The sequence below is a fragment of the Alicyclobacillus fodiniaquatilis genome, from assembly GCF_042678105.1.
In the GTDB taxonomy this organism is placed as follows: Bacteria; Bacillota; Bacilli; order Alicyclobacillales; family Alicyclobacillaceae; genus Alicyclobacillus; species Alicyclobacillus fodiniaquatilis.
In genome coordinates this window covers 1-21,879 of the sequence record NZ_JBHUCX010000099.1, presented here as the reverse complement: position 1 = coordinate 21,879, position 21,879 = coordinate 1, and the positions used below count along the sequence as shown (strand labels likewise).

25 protein-coding genes are annotated in these 21,879 nt (G+C 47.1%); 4 read left to right on the top strand and 21 right to left on the bottom strand.

Going from position 1 to position 21,879, the window contains the following annotated elements; genetic code table 11:
* Positions 1–358: 358 nt before the first annotated feature.
* Positions 359–895 carry a hypothetical protein gene (locus ACFSB2_RS23840; RefSeq protein ID WP_377945609.1) on the bottom strand — a complete coding sequence of 179 codons (537 nt, stop codon included), beginning with the start codon at positions 893–895 and terminating at the stop codon, positions 359–361.
* A 307-nt stretch (positions 896–1,202) separates the two neighbouring features.
* Here ACFSB2_RS23840 and ACFSB2_RS23835 point away from each other — a divergent pair, with 307 nt between their 5' ends.
* Positions 1,203–1,715 (top strand): small multi-drug export protein, encoded by a 513-nt coding sequence (locus ACFSB2_RS23835; RefSeq protein WP_377945608.1) that lies wholly within the window; start codon positions 1,203–1,205, stop codon positions 1,713–1,715.
* Between the two features lie 150 nt (positions 1,716–1,865).
* Here the strand turns inward: ACFSB2_RS23835 and ACFSB2_RS23830 are convergent, their stop codons facing one another.
* Both ACFSB2_RS23830 and ACFSB2_RS23825 read right to left on the bottom strand, forming a co-directional pair.
* On the bottom strand, positions 1,866–3,104 hold the full coding sequence (locus tag ACFSB2_RS23830) for a Ger(x)C family spore germination protein (RefSeq protein ID WP_377945607.1): 1,239 nt from the start codon (positions 3,102–3,104) through the stop codon (positions 1,866–1,868).
* Positions 3,105–3,337: 233 nt separating this feature from the next.
* Positions 3,338–3,481, bottom strand: a complete 144-nt coding sequence (locus ACFSB2_RS23825; RefSeq protein ID WP_377945606.1) for a hypothetical protein — start codon at positions 3,479–3,481, stop codon at positions 3,338–3,340.
* A 350-nt stretch (positions 3,482–3,831) separates the two neighbouring features.
* On the opposite strand from ACFSB2_RS23825, the gene ACFSB2_RS23820 reads away from it, so the two are divergent.
* Together ACFSB2_RS23820 and ACFSB2_RS23815 are read left to right on the top strand one after the other, a co-directional pair.
* On the top strand, positions 3,832–5,211 hold the full coding sequence (locus ACFSB2_RS23820) for a recombinase family protein (RefSeq protein ID WP_377945605.1): 1,380 nt from the start codon (positions 3,832–3,834) through the stop codon (positions 5,209–5,211).
* Positions 5,212–5,251: 40 nt separating this feature from the next.
* Positions 5,252–5,776 carry an MFS transporter gene (locus tag ACFSB2_RS23815; RefSeq protein ID WP_377946000.1) on the top strand — a complete coding sequence of 175 codons (525 nt, stop codon included), beginning with the start codon at positions 5,252–5,254 and terminating at the stop codon, positions 5,774–5,776.
* Between the two features lie 79 nt (positions 5,777–5,855).
* On the opposite strand, the gene ACFSB2_RS23810 is transcribed toward ACFSB2_RS23815, so the two are convergent.
* The 6 genes from ACFSB2_RS23810 to fabF form a co-directional block, all read right to left on the bottom strand.
* The gene (locus ACFSB2_RS23810) at positions 5,856–6,761 is read right to left on the bottom strand and encodes a carbohydrate ABC transporter permease (RefSeq protein ID WP_377945604.1); all 906 of its coding nucleotides are present in this window, start codon (positions 6,759–6,761) and stop codon (positions 5,856–5,858) included.
* Positions 6,751–7,653 carry a carbohydrate ABC transporter permease gene (locus tag ACFSB2_RS23805; protein WP_377945603.1) on the bottom strand — a complete coding sequence of 301 codons (903 nt, stop codon included), beginning with the start codon at positions 7,651–7,653 and terminating at the stop codon, positions 6,751–6,753. The genes ACFSB2_RS23810 and ACFSB2_RS23805 overlap by 11 nt, the downstream gene beginning before the upstream one ends.
* A 47-nt stretch (positions 7,654–7,700) precedes the next feature.
* Positions 7,701–8,420, bottom strand: coding sequence for an extracellular solute-binding protein (locus tag ACFSB2_RS23800; RefSeq protein WP_377945602.1), 720 nt, complete (start codon positions 8,418–8,420; stop codon positions 7,701–7,703).
* Between the two features lie 240 nt (positions 8,421–8,660).
* Positions 8,661–9,197 (bottom strand): signal peptidase I, encoded by a 537-nt coding sequence (gene lepB, locus ACFSB2_RS23795; protein WP_377945601.1) that lies wholly within the window; start codon positions 9,195–9,197, stop codon positions 8,661–8,663.
* A 179-nt stretch (positions 9,198–9,376) separates the two neighbouring features.
* The gene (gene dusB, locus ACFSB2_RS23790; protein WP_377945600.1) at positions 9,377–10,363 is read right to left on the bottom strand and encodes a tRNA dihydrouridine synthase DusB; all 987 of its coding nucleotides are present in this window, start codon (positions 10,361–10,363) and stop codon (positions 9,377–9,379) included.
* Positions 10,364–10,484: 121 nt separating this feature from the next.
* Positions 10,485–11,720: a beta-ketoacyl-ACP synthase II gene (fabF, locus tag ACFSB2_RS23785; protein WP_377945599.1), complete on the bottom strand. Its 1,236-nt coding sequence runs from the start codon at positions 11,718–11,720 to the stop codon at positions 10,485–10,487.
* A gap of 137 nt (positions 11,721–11,857) precedes the next feature.
* On the opposite strand from fabF, the gene ACFSB2_RS23780 reads away from it, so the two are divergent.
* Positions 11,858–12,706, top strand: a complete 849-nt coding sequence (locus ACFSB2_RS23780; RefSeq protein WP_377945598.1) for a helix-turn-helix transcriptional regulator — start codon at positions 11,858–11,860, stop codon at positions 12,704–12,706.
* A gap of 81 nt (positions 12,707–12,787) precedes the next feature.
* Here the strand turns inward: ACFSB2_RS23780 and ACFSB2_RS23775 are convergent, their stop codons facing one another.
* From ACFSB2_RS23775 to ACFSB2_RS23720, 12 genes are all read right to left on the bottom strand, one after another.
* A complete protein-coding gene (locus tag ACFSB2_RS23775) occupies positions 12,788–13,732 on the bottom strand; it encodes an aminoglycoside phosphotransferase family protein (protein WP_377945597.1) in 945 nt (314 codons plus the stop codon).
* Positions 13,733–13,747: 15 nt separating this feature from the next.
* Complete coding sequence (locus tag ACFSB2_RS23770; RefSeq protein ID WP_377945596.1) at positions 13,748–14,638, bottom strand: phosphotransferase enzyme family protein; 891 nt, start codon at positions 14,636–14,638, stop codon at positions 13,748–13,750.
* Between the two features lie 199 nt (positions 14,639–14,837).
* On the bottom strand, positions 14,838–15,905 hold the full coding sequence (asd, locus tag ACFSB2_RS23765; RefSeq protein WP_377945595.1) for an aspartate-semialdehyde dehydrogenase: 1,068 nt from the start codon (positions 15,903–15,905) through the stop codon (positions 14,838–14,840).
* Positions 15,906–16,029: 124 nt separating this feature from the next.
* Positions 16,030–16,887 carry a phosphotransferase family protein gene (locus tag ACFSB2_RS23760; protein WP_377945594.1) on the bottom strand — a complete coding sequence of 286 codons (858 nt, stop codon included), beginning with the start codon at positions 16,885–16,887 and terminating at the stop codon, positions 16,030–16,032.
* Positions 16,888–17,321: 434 nt separating this feature from the next.
* Positions 17,322–17,801: a GNAT family N-acetyltransferase gene (locus tag ACFSB2_RS23755; RefSeq protein WP_377945593.1), complete on the bottom strand. Its 480-nt coding sequence runs from the start codon at positions 17,799–17,801 to the stop codon at positions 17,322–17,324.
* A 15-nt stretch (positions 17,802–17,816) separates the two neighbouring features.
* Positions 17,817–18,215: a hypothetical protein gene (locus ACFSB2_RS23750; protein WP_377945592.1), complete on the bottom strand. Its 399-nt coding sequence runs from the start codon at positions 18,213–18,215 to the stop codon at positions 17,817–17,819.
* Positions 18,216–18,666: 451 nt separating this feature from the next.
* Complete coding sequence (gene rpoZ / locus ACFSB2_RS23745; RefSeq protein ID WP_377945591.1) at positions 18,667–18,882, bottom strand: DNA-directed RNA polymerase subunit omega; 216 nt, start codon at positions 18,880–18,882, stop codon at positions 18,667–18,669.
* A 274-nt stretch (positions 18,883–19,156) separates the two neighbouring features.
* Positions 19,157–19,654: a kinase gene (locus ACFSB2_RS23740; RefSeq protein ID WP_377945590.1), complete on the bottom strand. Its 498-nt coding sequence runs from the start codon at positions 19,652–19,654 to the stop codon at positions 19,157–19,159.
* 18 nt (positions 19,655–19,672) lie between these two features.
* Positions 19,673–20,254, bottom strand: coding sequence for a 5'-deoxynucleotidase (gene yfbR / locus ACFSB2_RS23735; protein ID WP_377945589.1), 582 nt, complete (start codon positions 20,252–20,254; stop codon positions 19,673–19,675).
* 130 nt (positions 20,255–20,384) lie between these two features.
* Positions 20,385–20,963 (bottom strand): histidine phosphatase family protein, encoded by a 579-nt coding sequence (locus tag ACFSB2_RS23730; RefSeq protein ID WP_377945588.1) that lies wholly within the window; start codon positions 20,961–20,963, stop codon positions 20,385–20,387.
* A gap of 197 nt (positions 20,964–21,160) precedes the next feature.
* The gene (locus tag ACFSB2_RS23725) at positions 21,161–21,505 is read right to left on the bottom strand and encodes a coiled-coil domain-containing protein (protein ID WP_377945587.1); all 345 of its coding nucleotides are present in this window, start codon (positions 21,503–21,505) and stop codon (positions 21,161–21,163) included.
* Positions 21,506–21,642: 137 nt separating this feature from the next.
* Positions 21,643–21,879 (bottom strand): RNA-guided endonuclease InsQ/TnpB family protein (locus ACFSB2_RS23720; RefSeq protein ID WP_377945586.1); only part of this gene is annotated, 237 nt, incomplete at its 5' end.

The following is a 21,879-nucleotide window of genomic DNA, read 5'->3' as shown; positions in this document are numbered from 1 at the left end:
GCCGCATCTCTGCGGCGGCCATCATGGGATCAGTTTACACGACGGCGGCGCCTTCTTGCCACAATCAGCACTCTCTGTCCGGGATCAAGCACAATCACTCTTAGCCTTCTTTTCACCATGTGATCACCTCCCACTTCATCTATAATATGCCGACAGCTTGGCATTGCTTGGACGTCCGACCTACGAAGAAGGACTTGATTGATGACTAGGCTGCGTCTCCTCATCTTCATTGCTTCGTGGTACAGACCTAGTGAAAAAATAGGTAAACGTTGCCAAGAAAACAGCCATGAAATAAACCGTGCCCTTTGACGGTACAATTTTGGGTAATTTCGTGAGTGACATTCACCATCCCTCCCATTCATCCATCACATTTATACATGACCTGCTGACGAAAGTCAGAGAAAAATTCGCGCGCAAAAGGAGTGTAGGCCATTGTCTTCGATGCACCAAATGGAACCCCACTTACGACAATGGTGAACCGCTCTGCCGTAATATACGTGCCAATAACATTGATTTGTCCTATAATCAGCAAAACCGCTGTGATGATGTCCAGCGCATCCAACACGAGAGATGTCTTTTCGTCCTTTCCCTCCACACCTGAACCGGTAAATGGCCCAGACAGCGACAGCGCAAAATCCCCGGGAGCGATAAAGACACCACCTATGGTGATTTGTCCTGTTAGTAACAGAATCGCTGAAAACTGGTCCAAACCACGGTATACAAACTGGATGGTACGATTTCGCTTTTGGAGCCAATTCGCTTTCAACTGTGCACCTCCACTGAACCAAATCACTGTGTAAATTAGTGTATGGCGGTAAATTCTTATCGGCACGGCCTCCGGTGTACGGTGGTACATGCTCGCTTCACCTTTGAACCATGCAGGCAAAAGAAACATGATCATCTCCACTGTTGCATAGGTTCTAATGTGGGATGCGCGCGCAACACTCACGCTACGATAAGAACAACTTCAGATAGCAATCATAAAAATGCTCCGCAATTGGGGCTCTCCTTCATATTTGCCACAGCAGCGATAAATGACACTTGACCAAAACCAATAAACAAAAGAGAATCTAACTAAAAATGGTTGATAGGAATGCACACCGTAAGTTATGGGTTGTGGATTTGGGACACAATGATGTCAAAAGAACAAAGCGGGAACGAGCTTAATGATTCACCGATGATTAGGGACGGAGTGTCGTAACGTGAGTTTTCGTCTTAGACTGACATACGGAATTCTATTTGGCGTTTTGTTCTTTTTAGGCTCACTCATCATCGGTATGACGGAGCATAAGATACTCTCGACCATGTCACTTATTGGGACATCCATCACCTTCGAAGCACAACCTGCCGCCGTTGCAAGTCTTCCTTTACGATTTCACCCATTCTCGGGCGCGATGATCAGCATTCTGGCAAACCTTATCCCAATCCCACTCCTCATGTTGATTCTGAATGAAATTATTCTGCACTGGGGTTGGCTCGGACGGAGGTTACAAAAAGCCGAGATTTGGTCCCGAAAATACGGAAAATATGGCGTTTGGGTACTTGTTCCACTCTCCCCGATTCTCGGTGCGTATGTATCCATCGGGATCGGCTACGTCATGCGGTGGAATCGGAGTCTGGCTCTATGTAGTGTGCTGCTCGGAATGGTTGCTTCGTCTTTCATCATCACATACGGTGGGGAATCAATCGTGCGGATCTTTCACGCGCTCCTTTAGTGCTTTCTAACGCGTTATGGAAATGTATGGAACCACTCATCGGAGTGTGTGCGAGCTGTATAAAGCCAGCAACGCCCCGGCCAAAGACGGGGACGCTGTATCAGGAGTCCTCAAAGAGGATGACATTAAGTTCCTATAATATCCATAATACTATTTTGCAGACATCCCAGAACGTACAAGGTAAAGTTTCACGTGTGCTTGAAATGACGTTTTTGCAAACTGTTCCTCCCATTTTTTGTGTGACCCCTTTATATCATTCAGCCAATATTCAGGGGACTGACCTCTTACGATTTCGCCAAACCCAAATGGGTCAGCATGAAGCGCCTGTATTTTTTTGAACACCTTCATTTGACCATCTGTGAGTTCTTTTGAAGCTTCATCTGCGATCTGGTTTAATACGTCGTTGCTAGCAATCGATCCTTGGCCGGTCACTTCTTCTATTTGAGATTGAACAACCGTATACCCCTCAAATGATGGCTGGCCATTTATCATTCTACATCTAATCTTTGTCCTACGAGTTATCGACCTGACCATCGCACTATGTCGCGAATCTCCCGGCATTGGATACGCAGCCGCATATCCGCCTTTATGCTCGTTTCTAAGCTCCATATACTCCATAGTTTCAATCGGATCGAGAGAACCGACCATGCGATCTTTTTGGAATACAGCAAGTCCTTCTATTTCAATTTGATCTTTCTGTGGCCCTATCACTTTGACAAGGGGCAGAACCGGATCTGCGCCTTTGTCTGCCAATGTGCTCCAATAGTTGCCCAAAAACACATTCGGCATTTTCCCAAGCTCTACTGCATGTTCCAGAGTGCTCACCAAATACAGTGTAGGTACACGTTCCAATTTCGGAGCCGCCTCCATCGCACGACTTGCTTCTCTATATGAAATGAGTATCCAACAAAGTCGTCTGACTTCCGCGTTTCTGCGAAAAAAATCCTGAATATCATTCATACCGATTGTCCTTGCAATTTTCTGATTGACGGTAATCACACGTAATTGACCGAGAAAAATCTTGTCAGCCAATTGCTGTTGCAGCTTGTTCATTGCATCATCTATTGTTTTTCCTGTTGTGCTGACTATCCAAACTGGGCGTTGTGTAGCGCCACCACCGCTACTTTCTCCGGGCCCCAAAGGAATACGCCCAGGTATGCCAATTTGTGCAGTAAGTCGATAACCAGGTGAATCGCTTTTTGCATTCGGTCCTGTTATCCCCTGTGGCTGCTCCCCTTCTATTGGATCAATCGCCAATCCAAGAATCGCCGCCCTGTCCTCAATCTCTAATCGATCCCAGCAACCTGTGAGAAGAGGGAATGTCATGATGCAAATACACACGAGAACCAACTTTTGTTTGATTGGTGTCGACCGCTTAAAACATGACATCATTATCGCTCCAGCTAGCGTTTTATTGGTTACTATCAGTTCAAGATCATGATATATGATGGCACGATCATGGAAAATAATTCATCAACAGTAAACGCCCTTACCTAGAGACAAAGGCGGATACTAACACCCACCCCTAATTTTGCAGGTACATATCCCTGCGCCCACTCTATTTTTTTCTTCTGAATTTAAGGAGACGAGAACTGAAAATAATCTTGTCCACCAGAGAGAGACTAAGCTCCCTCATTCACCTTTTCCGGCTGCAACCCACTGGAGAGGCGTTCCGCGCGTCGTTGTACTGCTCTCCTGATGATTCGAGCCAACTGGTCTTGGATGGTCTGCGGGAAGTCCTTGAGCGATGGCACATTTTGCTTCATTCGGCTCACCCCCGTAGAGCATATGTGACGCCTGTTTGTACACTTGCCTATACGAATTGCTTTCCCAGCGGTCCGAAACGTTTCTCCTACAATCTGAGCTTAAAACAGCATAACAATGGATTAGCAGACTTGGCTTGCACGGAAATAAAAATACATTCAAATGAGAAATGATGACCGGCCCCCCTTCCAGATTGAAAGCATAAATGACATTGAAAAATATAAATCACAGCTTGTTGAATTTGTGAAACAACTTACTTCATACACTAAATAAAAACGATAAGGATTGGGTCAAATGGTACGGAAATAATGAATTCTACGGCCCTTCGGGGCTTTTTGTAGGAGTGATTAACTTGATCGCCCTCTACGAACGTGTCTCTACAGATGAACAAGCCCAACATGGTTTTTCGCTTGATGCTCAAAAAGAGCGACTGGAAGCCTATTGTAAGTCACAGGGATGGGTAGAATTTGAACATTTTATCGACGACGGTTACACAGGTAAAAATATGGATCGGCCTGCCCTCCAGGGGCTTATCCGCTATGTGGAGCAAAAACAGATCGATGCAGTGATTGTGTATAAGCTTGACCGTCTTGGCCGCAGACAAAAGGATGTCCTTTATTTGTTGGAGGATGTCTTTGATAAGCATGGAGTGTCGTTTAAAAGTGCCACTGAACCCTTTGACACATCTACCCCCCTGGGGCGGGCCATGCTCGGCATCCTCGCTGTGTTCGGACAATTGGAGCGCGACACCATCGTGGAACGCACAAAGTTTGGTCTACGTCAACGCGCGCGGCGCGGGCTATGGCCATCTGCCAGCGTTCCTTTCGGATATAGGCTGCGCGATGGAATATTGCATGTAGAGCCGAACGAAGCTCAAATCGTACGCCAGGTCTTCGAACGATTTATCCGAGGTGAATCACGGAATGCGATTGCCGAATGGATGCAGAAACGAGTTCCCAATCGATATGTAGATCACTTTATCATCCTCAAAATGATCAAACGCCGGACTTACCTAGGCGAGATCCCGATGCAAGAAGACGTTTTCGACGGACAGCATGAGGCGATAATTGATGAAGAGACGTTTCAGGCCGCGCAAAAAGAATTGCAGCACAGGAGTGGCGGCAAAAAGCCGCGCAACACTTATCTGCTAAGCGGTATGCTTACTTGCGGACAGTGCGCAGGATCAGTCTATTATTTCCGACAAAAGCAGAAACATAGCAGCGGGAAAATCTATTACTACCATCGAATTCAATGCAAAAGTAAAAAAGATTCTCAATGTGATACGCACAGTTTTTTGGCCCGCGAAATTGAGGAGAAGGTCATTGGCGCCATCCGAACGGTGTCAGTCGAAAGTGAAGTATTTACATCGTTTGACGAATCGAGTTTCGATGATCAAATCATCGCAAAGTTGGAAACTGCGCTAAAAGAAAATAAAGAACAGCAAGAACGTTTGGTCGATGCTGTACAAAGTGGAACGCTCCCCATCCATATGGTCAAAGAGCGCCTAGATAAACTTGAAGAGGAACGCCGGGCCATCAATATGCAGTTGGATGATAAGTATGCCAGCATGACTCCGTTTGCCGATTCGGCTCAATTTCGGGAAACCGCCGAGAGCATACAAAGCGTTTGGGATGATATGACCTTTGACGAGCAACGTGAAGCGATACGACTCTTGATCAAAAACATCCGCGTTTATGCTGATAAACGTGTAGAGATCGAATGGAACTTATAAAACGCATTTTAATACCCCTAATCGGATACTCTGGTTCGTGATGAACTACACGTATTACGGCATGTTTCTCTGGCTGCCTTCCGTGCTGTCAGAGAAAGGATATTCACTCGTGCACAGCCTGGGCTACTCGCTGATTATGACACTTGCGCAAGTGCCAGGATATTTGACAGCGGCTTGGTTGGTCGAAAAATGGGGTCGTAAACGCACCCTGGTCACGGCGATGATTCTGGCCGGCCTTTCCGCACTCGGATTTGGCTTCGCGCAAAATACAGCTTGGCTCATCATTTTCGGCTTGCTGTTATCCTACTTCATGCTTGCAGCATTCGCCGGGACATACATCTTTACCGTGGAACAATTCCCCACGCACGCTCGGGCGACTGGCATGGGCTGGGCCGCCGGATTCGGCCGCATCGGCAGCGCCATTGCACCGTTTGTCACGGGATGGCTGCTCGGTGCCCAACTGGCCTACGGTTGGATATTTGGCATTTTCTTCGCCTTTTTGTTAATCGGCTTTTTTGTGGTGCTCGGTCTCGGTTACGAAACCAAAGGGTACAATATCGGTTAAACGGCCCGACAAGAAATAGGAAAAGGGGACGGCTCCACTGGCGGATCGTCCCCTTTCAAGCGTCACACAAGTTGAGATGTCAACGTGACATCCCCGTAAGTGTAATCCCGCGCAAAAACGTCTTTTGAAAGAAAAAGAAAAGCAGAATGACAGGAATGACCGTCATCACGACCGCAGCCATCATATAGGGCCATTTCTGTGAATACAAAGACACAAACATGTTTAACCCCAAGGCAAGCGTGTACTTGTTTTCCGAATTGAGATACACCAATGGTCCCAAGAAATCATTCCACGCGCCCATGAATGAAAACACGCCGACCGTGGCGATGGCCGGACGGGCCAATGGCGCAATGATGGAAACGAGTGTGCGCAGCTCACTTGCGCCATCGACACGGGCTGCATCTGAAATTTCTTCCGGAATCGTTCGAAAAAACTGTCTCAACATAAAGATGAAAAATGCGTTTCCGGCAAAGGCTGGGACGATCAATGGATAGTATGTGTTGATCCAGCCAAAATCGTGAAACAAGAGATATTGAGGAATGAGTATGGAGATGGACGGGATCATCAGAGATGATAGCACGAGATTAAATAAAACATCCCGCCCCTTCCATTTCAGACGGGAAAATCCGTATGCGACGATGACATTGGAAAGATTTGATCCAATGACAGTACAGATGGTGATGACGATTGTGTTCCAGTAAAATCGCGCAAAAGGAATATACGAAAACACTTCGGCAAAATTGGACCAATGAAAGGGCTTGGGCCACCATTGTGGCGGCAACACAAACTCTTGTCCGGATGTATTCAAAGAACTGCTGACAAGCCACAGAAACGGCAACAGGAATGCAACACCAAAACAAGAGATCAAAAAATATTTGACAAAGGAGGCGAGAAAACGCGCAAACATTTTTGTCCGTCTCTTTGCCAGTCCCTGCGGCGCCAAATTTGGACTGGCAGCCTGATTGCTCGTGAGCTCAGTTTTCATAATAGGTATACCTCCCTAAAATGCGACTGACAAGCGCGGTGCAGATGGCCGTCACAATGAACAAAATCCACGACAATGCACTCGCGTAACCCATGTTAAAAAAGGCAAATGCCTGCTCGTAAATATACATGCCGTAGAAGAGCAGACTTCCTGCAGGCACACCGTCCAATCCACCGGCAATGAACCCTTGTGTAAATGTTTGCAGTCCGCCGATCACACTCATGATCACGTTGAAAAAGATCACGGGGCTTAAGAGCGGGATCGTAATTTTGAAGAGAGCAGTAGAACGTTTACATCCATCTATGCGCGCTGCTTCATAGACATCTTCCGGCAACCCCTGCAGGGCAGATAGGTAAATGATGACCCATGGTCCTGCGGTCCACGCGCCTAACAACACGAGACCTGGAATGGACCAATGCGGATCTGAAAACCAAGCTGGCGCTGGAATGTGCAGGAATCTTAAAACCTGATTGACGACACCATAGGAAGGGTTCAATACCCAAACAAAGAGGATGGTGCCTGCAACGGCGGGCAAAATACTCGGCAAATAGAAAATCGTACGAAACAGGGATCCGACAGAACGGATGTTGTTCAACAAAAGCGCGATGGCAAATGACACGACGGTGCCAAATACCACAGACAATATGGTGAAATACAACGTGTTCCTGATGGCTTGATAAAATACGGAATCGCCCTGGATAATGTCAATATAGTTCTGAAGCCCAATCCAATGTGCTGGACTGATGACATTGTATTTCGTAAAACTGTAATACAAAGAGGACAGCAGTGGATAGGCCATAAACAACAGATAACCGATAAGCCACGGAGAAACAAACAGCAAGCCTTTCCCAATGCGCCTTAGCTCTCGCTTGTCTTTCAGTATGGACAACAAGCCAAACGCCCCTTTCAAATCCATCTGCACCAGTAGAACAGCAAAAATTACATGCCGGATTGCGCCCGCTTTTGAGCATTATTTAAACCCTGTGTCGGGGACACTGTGAAATGGTAGATTTTGTTTTCGGCATCTGTGCCTTCTGTTTCCACAGCTTGCACATTGTCTGTCGCAGGGAATTCTGGGATCAAGTTGGGGTTTTTCCTTTTTTCCTCGATAAACGGCGTGTAACCGGGGTCTTTCTTTTCAATGATGGACATCGCTTGTTTCAGAATGGGGATAGAAGCTGGAATCCAACCCGTATCGACACACCACTCCTTGGTGATGCTCGGTTGACTCAACCAGTGAATCACCTGAATGGTATCAGCGAGATGTGTTGACTTTTTGGGCACGACCCAAGACCAACCGGAAGCCAGATAATTCGCTTTTCCGCCTTTGGGGATAGGCGCGGTCGTCACATTCCAATCCTTGCCGAACTTGAAATGGGGAGCATATTTTTGTAAACTCGGCAATTCCCAATCACCCGTCACCATAAACGCCAGTTGCCCCGTGACGAATGGATCCATGCCGCTGGGCGTCGAAGATATGAAATTTCCGATTGCATTTGCGCCGTACGTCTTGGCCCATTGCTGTTCCCATGTGGCGGATTTGATCATTGCAGCGCCATTGAGGGAGATTTCACCATTCGAATGAAGCGGTGTGCCGCCGTACATGTGCGCCCAACCAAATATGTTAAAACCGTACCCTTCCCATGGGATGAATCCCATCTGAGTGTATTTCCCGTTCTTCTTCGTCTATTCATCCGCTCTTCTCCCCTCTGTACTTCCTTCAATGTAGTGATGGATAAAAATACACAGAAAAAAAAGCTCCTCATCATTTGAGGAACCTCAACATGAACCTATCTCATTCCGTCATTCTATCCCTAACGCAATGCTGCGTTGGCTGCCCTTTTCGCGAACACGGTAGATGTACTGAAGACGCACACAGCGCATTTCAGCATTTGGTCATCAAAAATGTTGCTGAATGCCCTTCATTTTTCCGAACGGGAACAACACGAAATCGGCCTCGCCGACAATCGCCGAGCGCGCCACATATTTGTTGTTCCACATCCGACTGTCCTCGGAAATCGGTCGATTGTCTCCCATCATGAAATAATGGCCTTGCGGCACATGATAGGTGCCCAAGCCGATCTCGTTCGGCTTGGTGATAATGGGCTCATTTAATTTTTTTCCATTGATGTAGACCGCATTATTGGTCACCTTGACCGTGTCGCCAGGCATGCCAACCACACGTTTGACATACAGTTCTTTCGGGTCGTCCGGAAAGTGGAACACTTCCACATCGCCGCGCTGTACACCGTGAATTTCAAGAGATAATTTGTTGACCAGTATGTAACACGGATTCGGAATGGTCGGATACATCGACGCAGACGGAACATATGCCGCACTGACTACCCATTGGCGTATACAAAGCGCGATGGCCACACCAATGACAATTGGCAACACCCACCCTGTCAGCCAACCTTGACTTTTCTTTTGGGCCATGCGGCTAAACACTCCTTTGATTTCAAGCTGCCCCTTGCCGATATTTCAATAGCAAAAGATAGTTGCACCCATTTTGTTGTTGTTTTGCAAAATCCCTTTCATCTATATTTGAAGGGATTTTGCAAAACACAGAAACTGATGTACCGCATGCGGCCGCTTACTCAGGCACATGTGAATCATTATGCGGATTGCCGCTTTGTCGTCTCTTCGACGTAATGCAACAACGCGTTTTCCATCCCGGCCATGGTCGACTGCTGATTGATAACCGTGCGCATCTCCGCCGACCCGGGCAAACCTTTGATGTACCAAGCTGCGTGTTTGCGCATCTCCTTGACGCCAATCACCTCGCCTTTGTGTTCCACCAACAACCGCATATGCCGAAGCGTCACGGCAATGCGTTCTTCGAGGCTCGGCGGCGCCAGCTTTTCTCCCGTGTCGAGATAATGGGCAATTTCACGAAATACCCAAGGGTTCCCTAGCGCTGCGCGCGCCACCATGACCGCGTCGCAGCCCGTCTCTTCCATCAGCCGTTTGGCGTCTTCCGGTTCAACCACATCGCCGTTGCCGATGACCGGAATGTGCACCGCTTCTTTCACACGCCGAATGATGGACCAATCGGCTTGACCGCTGTACATCTGATTTGCCGTCCGTCCATGCACGGCAACCGCCTTCGCGCCAGCCTCCTGTACCGCGAGGGCCACTTCCACAGCGTTGACATGGTCCTCGTCCCAGCCTTTGCGGAATTTGACGGTCACTGGCTTGTCTACGTTGCGAACGACCGCACGGACAATTTCCGCAGCGTACGCCGGATCTCGCGCAAGCGCTGCGCCAGATCCGTTTTTATAAATCTTGAGTACCGGACAGCCCATGTTGATATCAATCAAATCAGCGTTGGTTTCTCCCACCATCGCGGCTGCTTTTTCCATCGAATCTTTATCATAGCCCATCAGTTGCAAGCTGACAGGATGTTCGTCTGGTAAAATGGTCAGCATCCGCTGTGATTTGGCATTGCCATGAAGCAGGGCTTTATCACTGACCATTTCCGCGCACACCATGCCTGCGCCCAATTCCTTTGCCAAAATGCGAAAAGGCGGATTGCAGACCCCGGCCATTGGCGCCAAAATGACTGGATTATCCAACGTCACACCGGCAATGTTGACTTTCATTTGCGAACGCTCCTTGCTGCACATATTGCGGTAACACCGAGTTAACGCAGTCCCAACTATTATACGCATCATTTTGACGGACGGCAATGCAACCGGAGATATGCCAGGCAAAGGCGCAGGGTCAGTCTTCAAACTTGCGAAACACCAACACCGCATTGTGTCCGCCAAATCCGAATGAATTCGAAAGGCCGACGCGAAGCGGCGCGCGACGCGCCTTGTGCGGCACGTAATCCAGGTCGCATTCGACATCTGGGTTATCCAAATTGATGGTCGGCGGAATCAAATCTTCCTGCAGCGTCTTCGCCAGCGCGACCGCTTCAATCCCGCCAGCGGCGCCCAATGTGTGTCCCATCATCGACTTGTTGGCGCTGATGGCCAATTTGTAGGCGTGATCGCCAAACATGCGCTTAATCGCCCGCGTTTCCGACAAATCGCCAATCGGCGTGCTTGTGGCGTGCGCATTGATGTAATCCACATCTTCCGCGCGGATATTCGCATCTTCAATCGCGGATTGCATCGCCTGAGCCGCGCCTGTTCCTTCCGGATCCGTCGCAACCATGTGAAACGCGTCTGCAGAGGCGCCGTAGCCGATCATCTCAGCGTAAATATGCGCGCCGCGGCGTTGGGCGTGTTCCAGCGTTTCCAGTACGATCACGCCAGCCCCTTCGGCAGCGACAAATCCGTCGCGTTCCGCGTCAAAGGGACGACTGGCGCGCGCTGGTTCATCATTTTGCGTCGACAACGCCGTCGAATTGCCAAAGCCAGCATATGTGAGCGCAGTGAGCGCCGATTCGGCGCCGCCAGCGACAACCATGTCCACCTTGCCCAGTTGCAGCGCTCGGTACGCCTCGCCGATGGCGTTGTTCCCCGTTGCGCATGCGGTCACCGGCGCGACACACGGCCCTTTGATGCCAAAATGGATGCTCACTTGCGCCGCAGCCATATTGGGAATCATCATGGGGACCATCGTCGGGCTGACTCGTTTTGAGCCGCGATCGAGCAAGATTTGGTGATTTTCCAACAACGTGTGGATCCCACCGACACCGCTGCCGATGTAGACACCGACACGCTCCGCAACCTCATCGTCCATATTCACTTTTGCATCATCCATCGCCTGCTTTGCCGCAGCGACAGCAAACTGACAAAACCGATCCATCCGGCGAATTTCCCGCCCCAAGAGCGCTTCTGGATGAAAATCGCGGACAACACCGCCAATTTTTGATTTATGCTCTGTCACATCAAATGTCTCAATCCGAGAAACACCTGATTGACCAGAGACAAGATTGTCCCAAAAAGCAGCAACATCGTTGCCAAGCGGGCTGATAACGCCCATCCCTGTGATGACAATTCGCGTCATAGCAAAACGCCCCCAATCATCTGTTTCATTCTTTAGTACAAAGCATGCCACGAAGATTTATCCTAGTACAGATTGTAGTTTATACTGGTATTAGAAATCATACGATATCAGCTACCCTTGTTTTGGAGGTGAACTGAATGAATGCCGATTCACGCCGCCAATCCCTCACCGATTTTTTGAAGACACATCGCGCCAAACTGCAGCCTGACGTAGTTGGATTGCCCATCGGCAGTCGGAGGCGCACACCTGGTCTCAGGCGAGAAGAGGTCGCGCAATTGGCCGGGGTTAGCACAACGTGGTACACCTGGCTGGAACAAGGACGCGACATTTCGGTCTCTAACCAGGTACTAGACAGCATAGCACATGCATTGCAACTCAATGAGGACGAACGGAAATATTTATTTGTCCTTGCCTCCGGCCAGCAAGAACACACAATCCTCGAAACGACGCCGCCGCAGATGAGTCCAGCCACAAGCTTGATTCTTGAACAGCTGCGCTACTTTCCGACCATTGTCTCGGACAGGAAGTGCAATGTGGTGGGCTGGAACAAAGCTGCGGCAACCGTGTTCATCGACTTTGGCGCCATTCCCCCAGAGGAGAGAAACATCATCTGGTTGTTGTTCACCAGGAAGGAATTTAAGGCGCTGGCGGCCAATTGGAATGATTTCATCCGCGGGTTTGTCGCCATCTTTCGATCCTATTATGGTCAGTTTATGGGAGATCCTTGGTACAACGAGTTTATCGCGATGATTCGCAAGGAGAATCCGGAGTTCTCCACCTTCTGGAACCACAACGAAGTCAACGCAGCACCAGAGGTATTTATTGAATTTCGGCATGCCAAAGCGGGGAAAATGCTCTTTGATTTGACAACATTGCAAATTCAAGGCGGTCACGATCTACGCTGCAGCGTTTACACGCCATCCAATGGCTCTGATACGGAAAAGAAAATCAGGAATTTGATGAAGCGCTTTGCCAAATCGAATTGAGATCACCGTTGCGCAAAGGGGCAGAGCATGGCCGTAACCACTTGCAGCCCGTTTGCGCAAACGCGCCATGTCCCGCTGCTGCTACACACCGGCATATCGCAGAGCGGCGCTTGCGTTTGCAACGAAGTTGTTGATCTGTTCCGGCGCGCAATCTATCGCCCAGCGCAATTTATCGAAAGCGAGGAGCATCAACAACGTGTTCAGCAAGGGTTGCATATCCTGATACTCACTTTGCGAAAAACCATACCCCTCCGCTAAAGCGCGCAACGCTGCCTGATGAGGATGTTGATTGCTCATCAACGCCAACATCACCTGCACGAATTCCCAGTGCGGCATCACACTGACACCCGCGCAACCCCAGTCAATCAAATGAACAGTGCCATCCGCAGCAACGATGGTATTCTTGAGTGAAATATCCCCATGATACAAGCCAAACGCAAATGGGCAGTCAAGCAACTGTTCAAACTGCTGGCGCACCATTTTTGATTGCCGGGTCGACAAAACACCGAGTTGAATCAATTCATCCTGTGCAGTTAGGGATTGGATGTTATAATCCAGGAACCCTTTCCACGTTCCGTCAAATCCCGCATGGAGCGGCGACTGAAACAGGCCGCTTTGTCGATCCGCCAGATTTTCACCATAGCCCTGCACCGAAATGGCCTGCATTCGCTTTAAATAGGAACCCATCTGGCGCCAGATAAACTGCTTGTCCAACTGGCTGTGTGTCCCCACTTCGCCCGCGACGAACGTCTGAATCATGTAAGCATAGGACTGAAATGCGCCAATGGACAGCACAGAAGAGACAGGAATGCCCTGCGCTCTGGCTGCTGCAATGCACCAGCCTTCCTTTTGATACTCAAGTAAAGTCCGCTCGTGGTCGTTCATCCGCACGACGACTTTGCCACTTGGGAGCTGAAGCAGAAAAACTTGGTTCACACTTCCATTTCCGATGATTGGCGTGCACGATTGAACCTGTTCACCCAACTGCTCTGTGACAATGCGCTCGGCCATTTGTCCGATTTCCACAGCAGTTCCTCCGTCCTATACTTCGTTGCGTATCGCCTGTTTCAAGACATCGCGATGCTCCAACGCATATTGCAAAATGGCCCACATCTTATCAACTGCCGCCTCACCGTAGGCATCCATGTACATGGCCTGCATGAATACCCCGCCTTGAAAGGTCAGTTCGATTTCTTCGTCCGTCAATCGTCGCTTGCGCTGATAACCGCTGTAAAACGCGACTGCATTTTGCGCATCAAATTGCAGTGTTTCATCGTGAAAGCGCACAAACTGACAAATCAAAGGGTAACCCACGTCAATGTACGTCGACCCCAATCCCGCATCGTCGAAATCGACCAATATGAGATTTCCGTCACGCTGTTTCAGGCAATTATGTGGGCCAATATCCGTGTGCATCAGACTTTGACGATGTATCGTGAAATCAGGGATGTTTTGTAGAACACGCAAATATTCCTCGTAGTAGGGCCTGTCCTTGAACCTCGTGATCATGTTTCTCAACGTATGCTGAAAATCAAGGGTCGACGCGACTTCATATCCTTCAACTGCATGGAGCTCTGCTGTCAGTTGCCCTAAGGCAAATTCGTCTTCAGGCGTTTCATTCGCTTGGGTTCCTTCGATGTACTCCATTACATACATAAATCTATCATCGCAGCGACCGTACAAACGACCGTCTGTTTGTGGCAGGATACCTGGGGCGATTTTTGTCTGCAATTTGCTTAAAAATTGCAGAACGTCCGTATAGGCGCGTGCCTCTTCTTCTGTACGTTCGGGATCCAACACTTTTAACACCCAATGGCCTTCATTTGTGGATACGTGAATCACATGACGCGCGCCTTTTGCTTGAAGTGTGTTTATCACGTTTACATTGGTGAGCGGCCAAAGCTGGGTCATTGCGTCTATGAATTTTTGCATGCAGCGTCACTCCTGATGAAAGGGTGTGGTGATGGCAAAATGATGCTGGTACAGAGCTGTAGCCGAGATGAACGATGAAACTGCCAGGTTTGATGTACAATACACATCGGTGTATATGTGTGCTACTTTCGAAATCGTTCTTTTTGAACATTTGCACTAGGTGCAACAACGGGACGCTTTACAGCACCCCGTCAGCTAATTATAACAATTCCTTGTGTACTAAAGTTTCCGCAAGGAGGACTGCTCCTTTACCTGCACCCATTTTTGTGTTATGAGAAACCAACAAATATTTAATGCCACCGAGAATCGGTTCTAACTCAACTCGCCCAATGCTGGTCGTCATTCCGTCCCCTCTATGCCTATCAAGACGGACTTGTGGACGGAATGGATCGTCAAATACTCGGATCCATTCTTCGGGGGCAGATGGTAGCTTGTTTTCCTTGTATGGATTATAGTTACGCAGAACCTGTTTTGCTTCATCGACACTTGCTTGTGTCTTTAGACCTACGAAAACTGCTTCTGTATGACCATCCAACACGTTCGCCCTCGTGCAAATGCAATTTACATCGATCTCGGCGGGTGTAATTTGTTGTCCATCATAAGTACCAAGAATTTTACGAAGTTCTGTCTTTACTTTCTCTTCTTCCGTTGGAATATATGGCACAATATTATCCGAGATGTCCAGCGTACGGACACCAGGACTACGTCCCGCACCACTGACAGCTTGCATTGATACCATCAGAACCTTGCTTACGCCAAACGCTTGCTGGAGGGGCTTAAGTGTAATGGATAGACCGGTTACGGTGCAGTTCGGAATCGCTAAAACGAAACCATTCCATCCACGCTTTTCTTGTTGACGACGGATGTATTCAGCATGTTCATTGTTAACACCTGCCAGCATGAGTGGTGTATCTGCTTCGTAACGAAATGCAGATGCCGTTGAAAACGTAGGTGTAGTCCGTCCGAATCGCGGCTCTAATTCTTTTGCCAAATCGGATTCAACAGCTGTAAAAATCACGTCCATTTGTTCTGGATGAAAATCATCAGATGAAACCACTGGAACATCTGCCATGTCTTCTGGTACATCAGTGCTGTGAGACCAACGAGATGCTCCATCAGCTTCAAGCAAAGCTTCTTTGTAGGTCTTGCGTGCCTTGGAGGTCACCATTTGTACTACTTCAAACATTGGGTGATTTGATAACGCTTGAACATATTGTTGACCCGCCATACCAGTTGCACCGACGATGGCTGCTCTTAGCTTACTCAATTCTCTCCACCCCCTTCCAACATACCCATATTACACTGAAGCACTTAAGTGAGACGTAAAATTTAGTTTTTTTCTTTTAAACTAAGCTACAGTTAGCTGAAGAACGACACTGCGGTTACATTCTTTAGTCCCACAAGGAACCACTGTTCAACGTAATCAAGAAATCGACAGCACGATGAAGTTGTTCCTTTGCGAAATCTAAGTCACCATGTCCGTGAAGTGCCAATGCTAAATTGGTCATTGGCGCCATGATGACACGTGCTTCTAGAGCAAATTGAAATGACGGTTGATCCGGAGCGGCTATACTTTGTAAAACAGATTCGACAACTGGGTGTCGCAAACCATGAAATAGTACAAAATTCCCAATAAAACTTGCATAATCCCAAAACTTTGGCATGAGCGATACATCTTCAAAATCAATCCAACGCCATCCCGTTGAACTTGAGATTAGGTTCCCTCGGTGAGCGTCTCCATGTGCGGGATACAGAGGTTCTCTATGTATCCTTTCATTCACTAGTTCATAAGCCGACAATAGCCGCGAGATACTGTCGTCATGCTTAGTTGAATACAAATACTCGGCAGCTTGGTTTGCGTTTCTCCAAGCCTCAAGTGGAAGAAGGAGGTCTCTAAAGTCAGACATGCCTTTTACTAAAGCAGTGATCGTATTGATAGCTTGCTTCCCACTAAGTTTAGGTAGAGATACCGGCTCTATGTATTCCCACAACGTCATCCAGGTATCTGCCACTTTGTGTGGACCTGTTGGAACAAGGTTGGAACACTGCACTACGGGTACGCCTCTGTCCGCAAGGTGTTGTGAAACCTTTACCTCGTACGCCCATTTTTCTCGCCAAAAATCCGGGTCATCATCGTCAAAGCGTTTTGCAACTCTTGCAACAATTGGATATGGGGTAAGACGGACAATTAGGTTCCCTGCATCCCCCAACACAATTGGCGTGACATTCTGAAGACCCAAATTTTCCACAACTGACAGCACATCTGAAATTAGAATCTTGAATCGCCTCCATTTGAGCGGTTTTGTTCAACATCCTGCTCGTTACTGCAATATTTCATCTTTTTTTACTATATTCGCTCTGGAAGGCGCCCATCGCTATTAAAATTCCACCCATCAATTGAAGAATTCTATGCCACCCAAAACATAAAGAAATATTGACATTTTCGACCCTCTCCAGACCTGTATCTGCATTTTCATGGGTGTCTGTCCAAGGTGGCCAAAGGATTTTGGCCCACCAGTGAACTGAGTAACAGTTTCCTTAGAACGCGCGGAAGCACTGGATATTTGATATTCCAAATGGAGTGCCTTAGAAGTGACACTGGTCAGCCCAAATGAGAAAATTATTCAAACCGAAAGTGGATGCGTAGTCCATATGGCTTACCTGAGCTGTTTTTTTAATCAAGTTACAGTTTTAACACAGTTACTAGTTCATTTCCGTTTATCTTCTCCCCGTTATCACGAAATCCAAAACTTTCGTAGAGCTTTTTAGCCACAGTGTTATCGGCGACATATGGTATCCAACAATACTCTGCAGGTTCTACCGGAAATGTGCGTATGTACGCCAATATTTTTTTCATCGCCTCCCTACCATAACCCCGTTTTTGATATTGTTCACCAATCATGAAACGCTGAATACTGTAATTCTTATCAGCTATTTTCGGAAGCTCGTAACTAGTAATACCATAGACAATCAAAACGAAGCCTACCATCTGTTCATCAGCATAAATTGCAAAAGGAAGTGGATTTCCTCCATTGGAAGCAAGAATATAACACGTAGCAATACTCGAGAGATTGGATGCAACAAAACGTGCCTGATCATCAGAAACTTTTAATGGGAATAGTTCGCGTCGGTTTTCTATTGTGATTTTTCTAAGTGTAACCATGTCAAATCACTCCTCCTAAGATAGTTGGAGAAACTCCAATATCTGCTGGTTGTATCTGTCCCATTCTTGCTTCTCATTTCGAATGATCAGTCTGGGAAAACGAAACAATGCGGCTCCAAGGTGATCCTGGAAAAGCCAGCTCTCGATGACAGTCACTTCGGCCACATGGGAACGAGCATCGACGAACGCGCGAAACAGTTCTTCTACCTTATTTTTAAACCAGATCGCTTCAGTCTTGGATTCAAGGGAACCAATGATACGATCGTAAATGCATAATGGATGGTTCTCCTCCGTCTCAGGATAAAACCGATTCGGGATGTTGGAATTCGTCAACTTGTCAGCTAGCATTGGGCCAGCAGTCGACTTCCCGGACCCAGGAATCCCGTCAAGAATGATTAGTTTGGTATCGCGCATTACCGCGCCTCCTCATGTACGTTGTCCCGTTGCACCATATCCTGTATTCACGATAAGGTCGATACCAAAAAGGCGCGGACAAGCTCCGCGCCTAAAACATCTGTCGTGTACGTAATCAACGACACAATTGGCATGAATGATCCCGCAATCGAAAACTAGGCATAGATGTAGCTAGGCTTAGGAAAGTGACTAAGACTCCACCACGTTGCCAAGTTCAAAAACGTCACCACCTCAATGGACACGAAAATAGACCATCAATGCTCTTCAGCAGAACAATCGCTAATCAATCCGATCTTGAAACCCTGTTTTTCAAGCCTTCAAGAACGTCAAGGACGCTATTTTCGATGACGGAATGATAAACGCTTTGCATTGTCAGTTCAATGATAAAAACCATAAAAGCGCCCAATATTCGGAGTGCTTTTATGGTTCATCATTGTTACTGCAATGTATTTTATTTTGTTCTTCTTGGAATCTCTTTGGTCTGATAGAAGATAATTTGTTTGTCGTGTATTTCATTCAAAGCAATGGTTACATTCCTACTTGTTTCAACGTTTGATAATCGTTTGGCACCTGCTTGTAACTGGCGTGCCCTCGTAGCAGTCATGATTACAATATCGAATTTACTACCGAACATGTCGGTCAATGAATCAATTGAAGGATATAACATTCGTTTCGCCTCCTGTATCATACGCTAATTCGTCGTACTGTACAGGTTGCGAACCTGAACGCTTAGTATATCACAATTCCACCCTACCGTAATCAAAACGTTTGCCCATTTCTGTTCCCTACGCTATTCTGCTCACCATCCAACCCCGATTTCCAACTGGTCAAGAATCTTCTGTAATCCTTATTCAATCCTCAACTAGCCTGATGTTGACCTCTATCTTATATTTACCTCAGATAGTTGAAGAAGAACTTTGTATTTCAAACCAATCTAAAAATCACTTTTGCAATTGATTTAAAACCAGTTTCAATACATCGCACTCCGACATATCATGAGTCAATATTGTTTCTCCATCCACACCAAGCGTATCGTTTGGATTCCACCAGGAACGTAAAGAATCTTCCCCGAATTCCATCCTTTTCGAACTGGATTTGTGACGTCTGACGGTTTCCTCAAAGGGCAAATCAAAATAATAAGCAAATGTCTTCTGAGCGTAGAACTGGATTAAGTGATTCAACATGTCGCCATACCGACTTTTATACAAAATTCCTTCCACAATGACAAATTCACATTTATCCTTACCATATTCCGCGATTTGGCGAATCAAATCAATTGAAAGGTTCCCTTCTCGATCATGAACCTTCAACATGTCACGACGAACGACATCCTGCGAAACCAGTAGTGTTCCATGCCCCAAATGATCTTGAAGACTTTTCGCGGTCGTTGTTTTTCCACTTCCAGAGTTTCCTCGTATGATAATTAACTTAGATTCCATACGCTCCCCCATCCAGTTTCATCGAAGTTCATCAAGTGTCTTTTCAAACGATGGAGCGAATGTCTCTAAGAAATAGTCAATTTCCGGCATTGCCATTGTCCGCAAAGCGTCCAGACACTCATCTCGGGCAACGACAAATTCACGATTTCCAGTCAAAATCTCGACCGTACATTTCAAGTATGCATCTAGTCGATCCGCCGCTTTTACCCATCGTAATACTTCCTCGGATGGTTCAATGAGCAACGATTTATATTCATCCTGAAGTTCGGATGGAACCATGTCCAGCAGTCGTTCCGAGGCCAATCTCTCTATTTCTCTGAAATTCCTGTGGATATCCGCATTGTGGTGTTTAACTGGCGTCGGGATATCCCCCGTGATAACCTCCGTAGCGTCATGGAACAATGTAGCGCATACCACTTTCTCCGTAGGTACCTCTTTGTGAAACACGTTTTTGGCAATCGTACATAACGCATGCGCCAACAAAGCAACATGAAAGGTATGCTCTGCCACATTTTCTCGCTGACTGTTTCTCATCAAGCTCCAGCGATCAATATGTTGTAATCGATACATATAAGCCAGAAAATGAAAATGCGTATTCATCAGCACCCTCCCCGAACAGATCAGAACACACATTTTCTGTGAGTCCAAATAAAATCTCGCATCTTATTCCAGCATTTTTCGTCGCATTCAAAATCCGAGCGTTGCGTTTCACTATGAGTTAACTCTGCACTTATTCCAAATGGTTAGTAAAATTGTACATTTCAATTGACCACTTTCCATCGTGATTGGAGACGAAATTCAGACACGCATTTTGAAGAATCATCTTGCCAGTGCCAATTTTTCCATCCGAAAGTTGAGATAATAGCGCGTTAATGGCAGCGCCGTGTGATACCATGATGATGTTTTGGCCTGAATATCGTTGGGTTGCATATTCCAGCGTTTTCATCATCCTTGTCTGAACAAACGCTAATGGTTCCTGACCAGGTATCTCTCCGTCTGGAAATCGCTCGGCTATTTCAGCTCGACTCATGCCAGACGCTATTCCGAGATCTCGTTCAATTAGATCATCCAAAAAAATTACTGGGTCTGTATGCAGGTGATCACTTATGATTTCGGCGGTCTTTTTTGCTCTCGTAAGAGGACTAGACATGATGACATCCCACGAAGTTCTGCGCTCCAAATATTTAGAGGTTAAAACTGCCTGTTCTGCGCCTCTAGCGGTCAAATCCACATCTTCTCTCCCCTGGAGTTTCCCCAGTGCATTCCACTCTGTTTCACCATGCCTCACCAAGCAAACCGTCGTCTCCAACTTGTCAACCCCTTCAAGTTTCTCAGCGATATGAATCATATGGTAACATTGCCGCTTCCATCATCAATTTCCGCACGTGACCATTTGCGAATTGGTTGAATATCCATCTCTGTCGTCGAGTCAGATTACGACTCCACATCCGATATAAACAAAAATCCCCCTGTATACACTAATTTAAGTAATACAGGGAGATAACATCATTTTACGTTTTTTAGAACATATAAATCTTTGTCATGTGCTCCGATACGTTCTGCAAAATATTCTGTTGCCTTTTCAATTGAGATCACTTTCGCATTCAAGATTTCTTGACCATGACGCAAAGCTTCGCAGATGTCCTTAGTTTCGTCTAATTTGCCTTCAAGGTTGTCTACCTTGCCTTCAAGGTTATCGACCTTGCTTTCGAGTTTGTCTACCTTGCCTTGAAGTTTTTCTACGCTGCCTTCAAGGTTGTCTACCTTATCTTCAAAGTTGTTGAATTTGCCTTCAAGGTTGTCTAATTTACGCTCAAATCGAGTTAAAAAGGCTTTGAGTTCTGCATCCATCCAACACAGCCCCCTGCTAAAATCAATATCACAACCGTGACCACTCCCCATGCTACAGGCAGGGGCTTCTCAGAACACGCATGGCGCAACCCGCCTACGTTATGTCCTGAAGGCTCAGTCCAAGCCAACCAGTAACGCTATATTGCACGCTTCAAAATGTTTTTTGCGGCGTTGATATCTCTGTCCTGAACGTATCCGCAGTGTTCGCAATGGTGGGTACGTTCGGAGAGCTTCTTCGGTACCATTTCACCGCAGTTTGAGCAAAGTTGGCTTGTGTTCTTGGGATCAACCAGCACAACACCACGACCAGCTTCTTCCGCTTTGTACGCGGTGAATGTGACGAGTTGATTCCATGACGCATCAACGATGCTCTT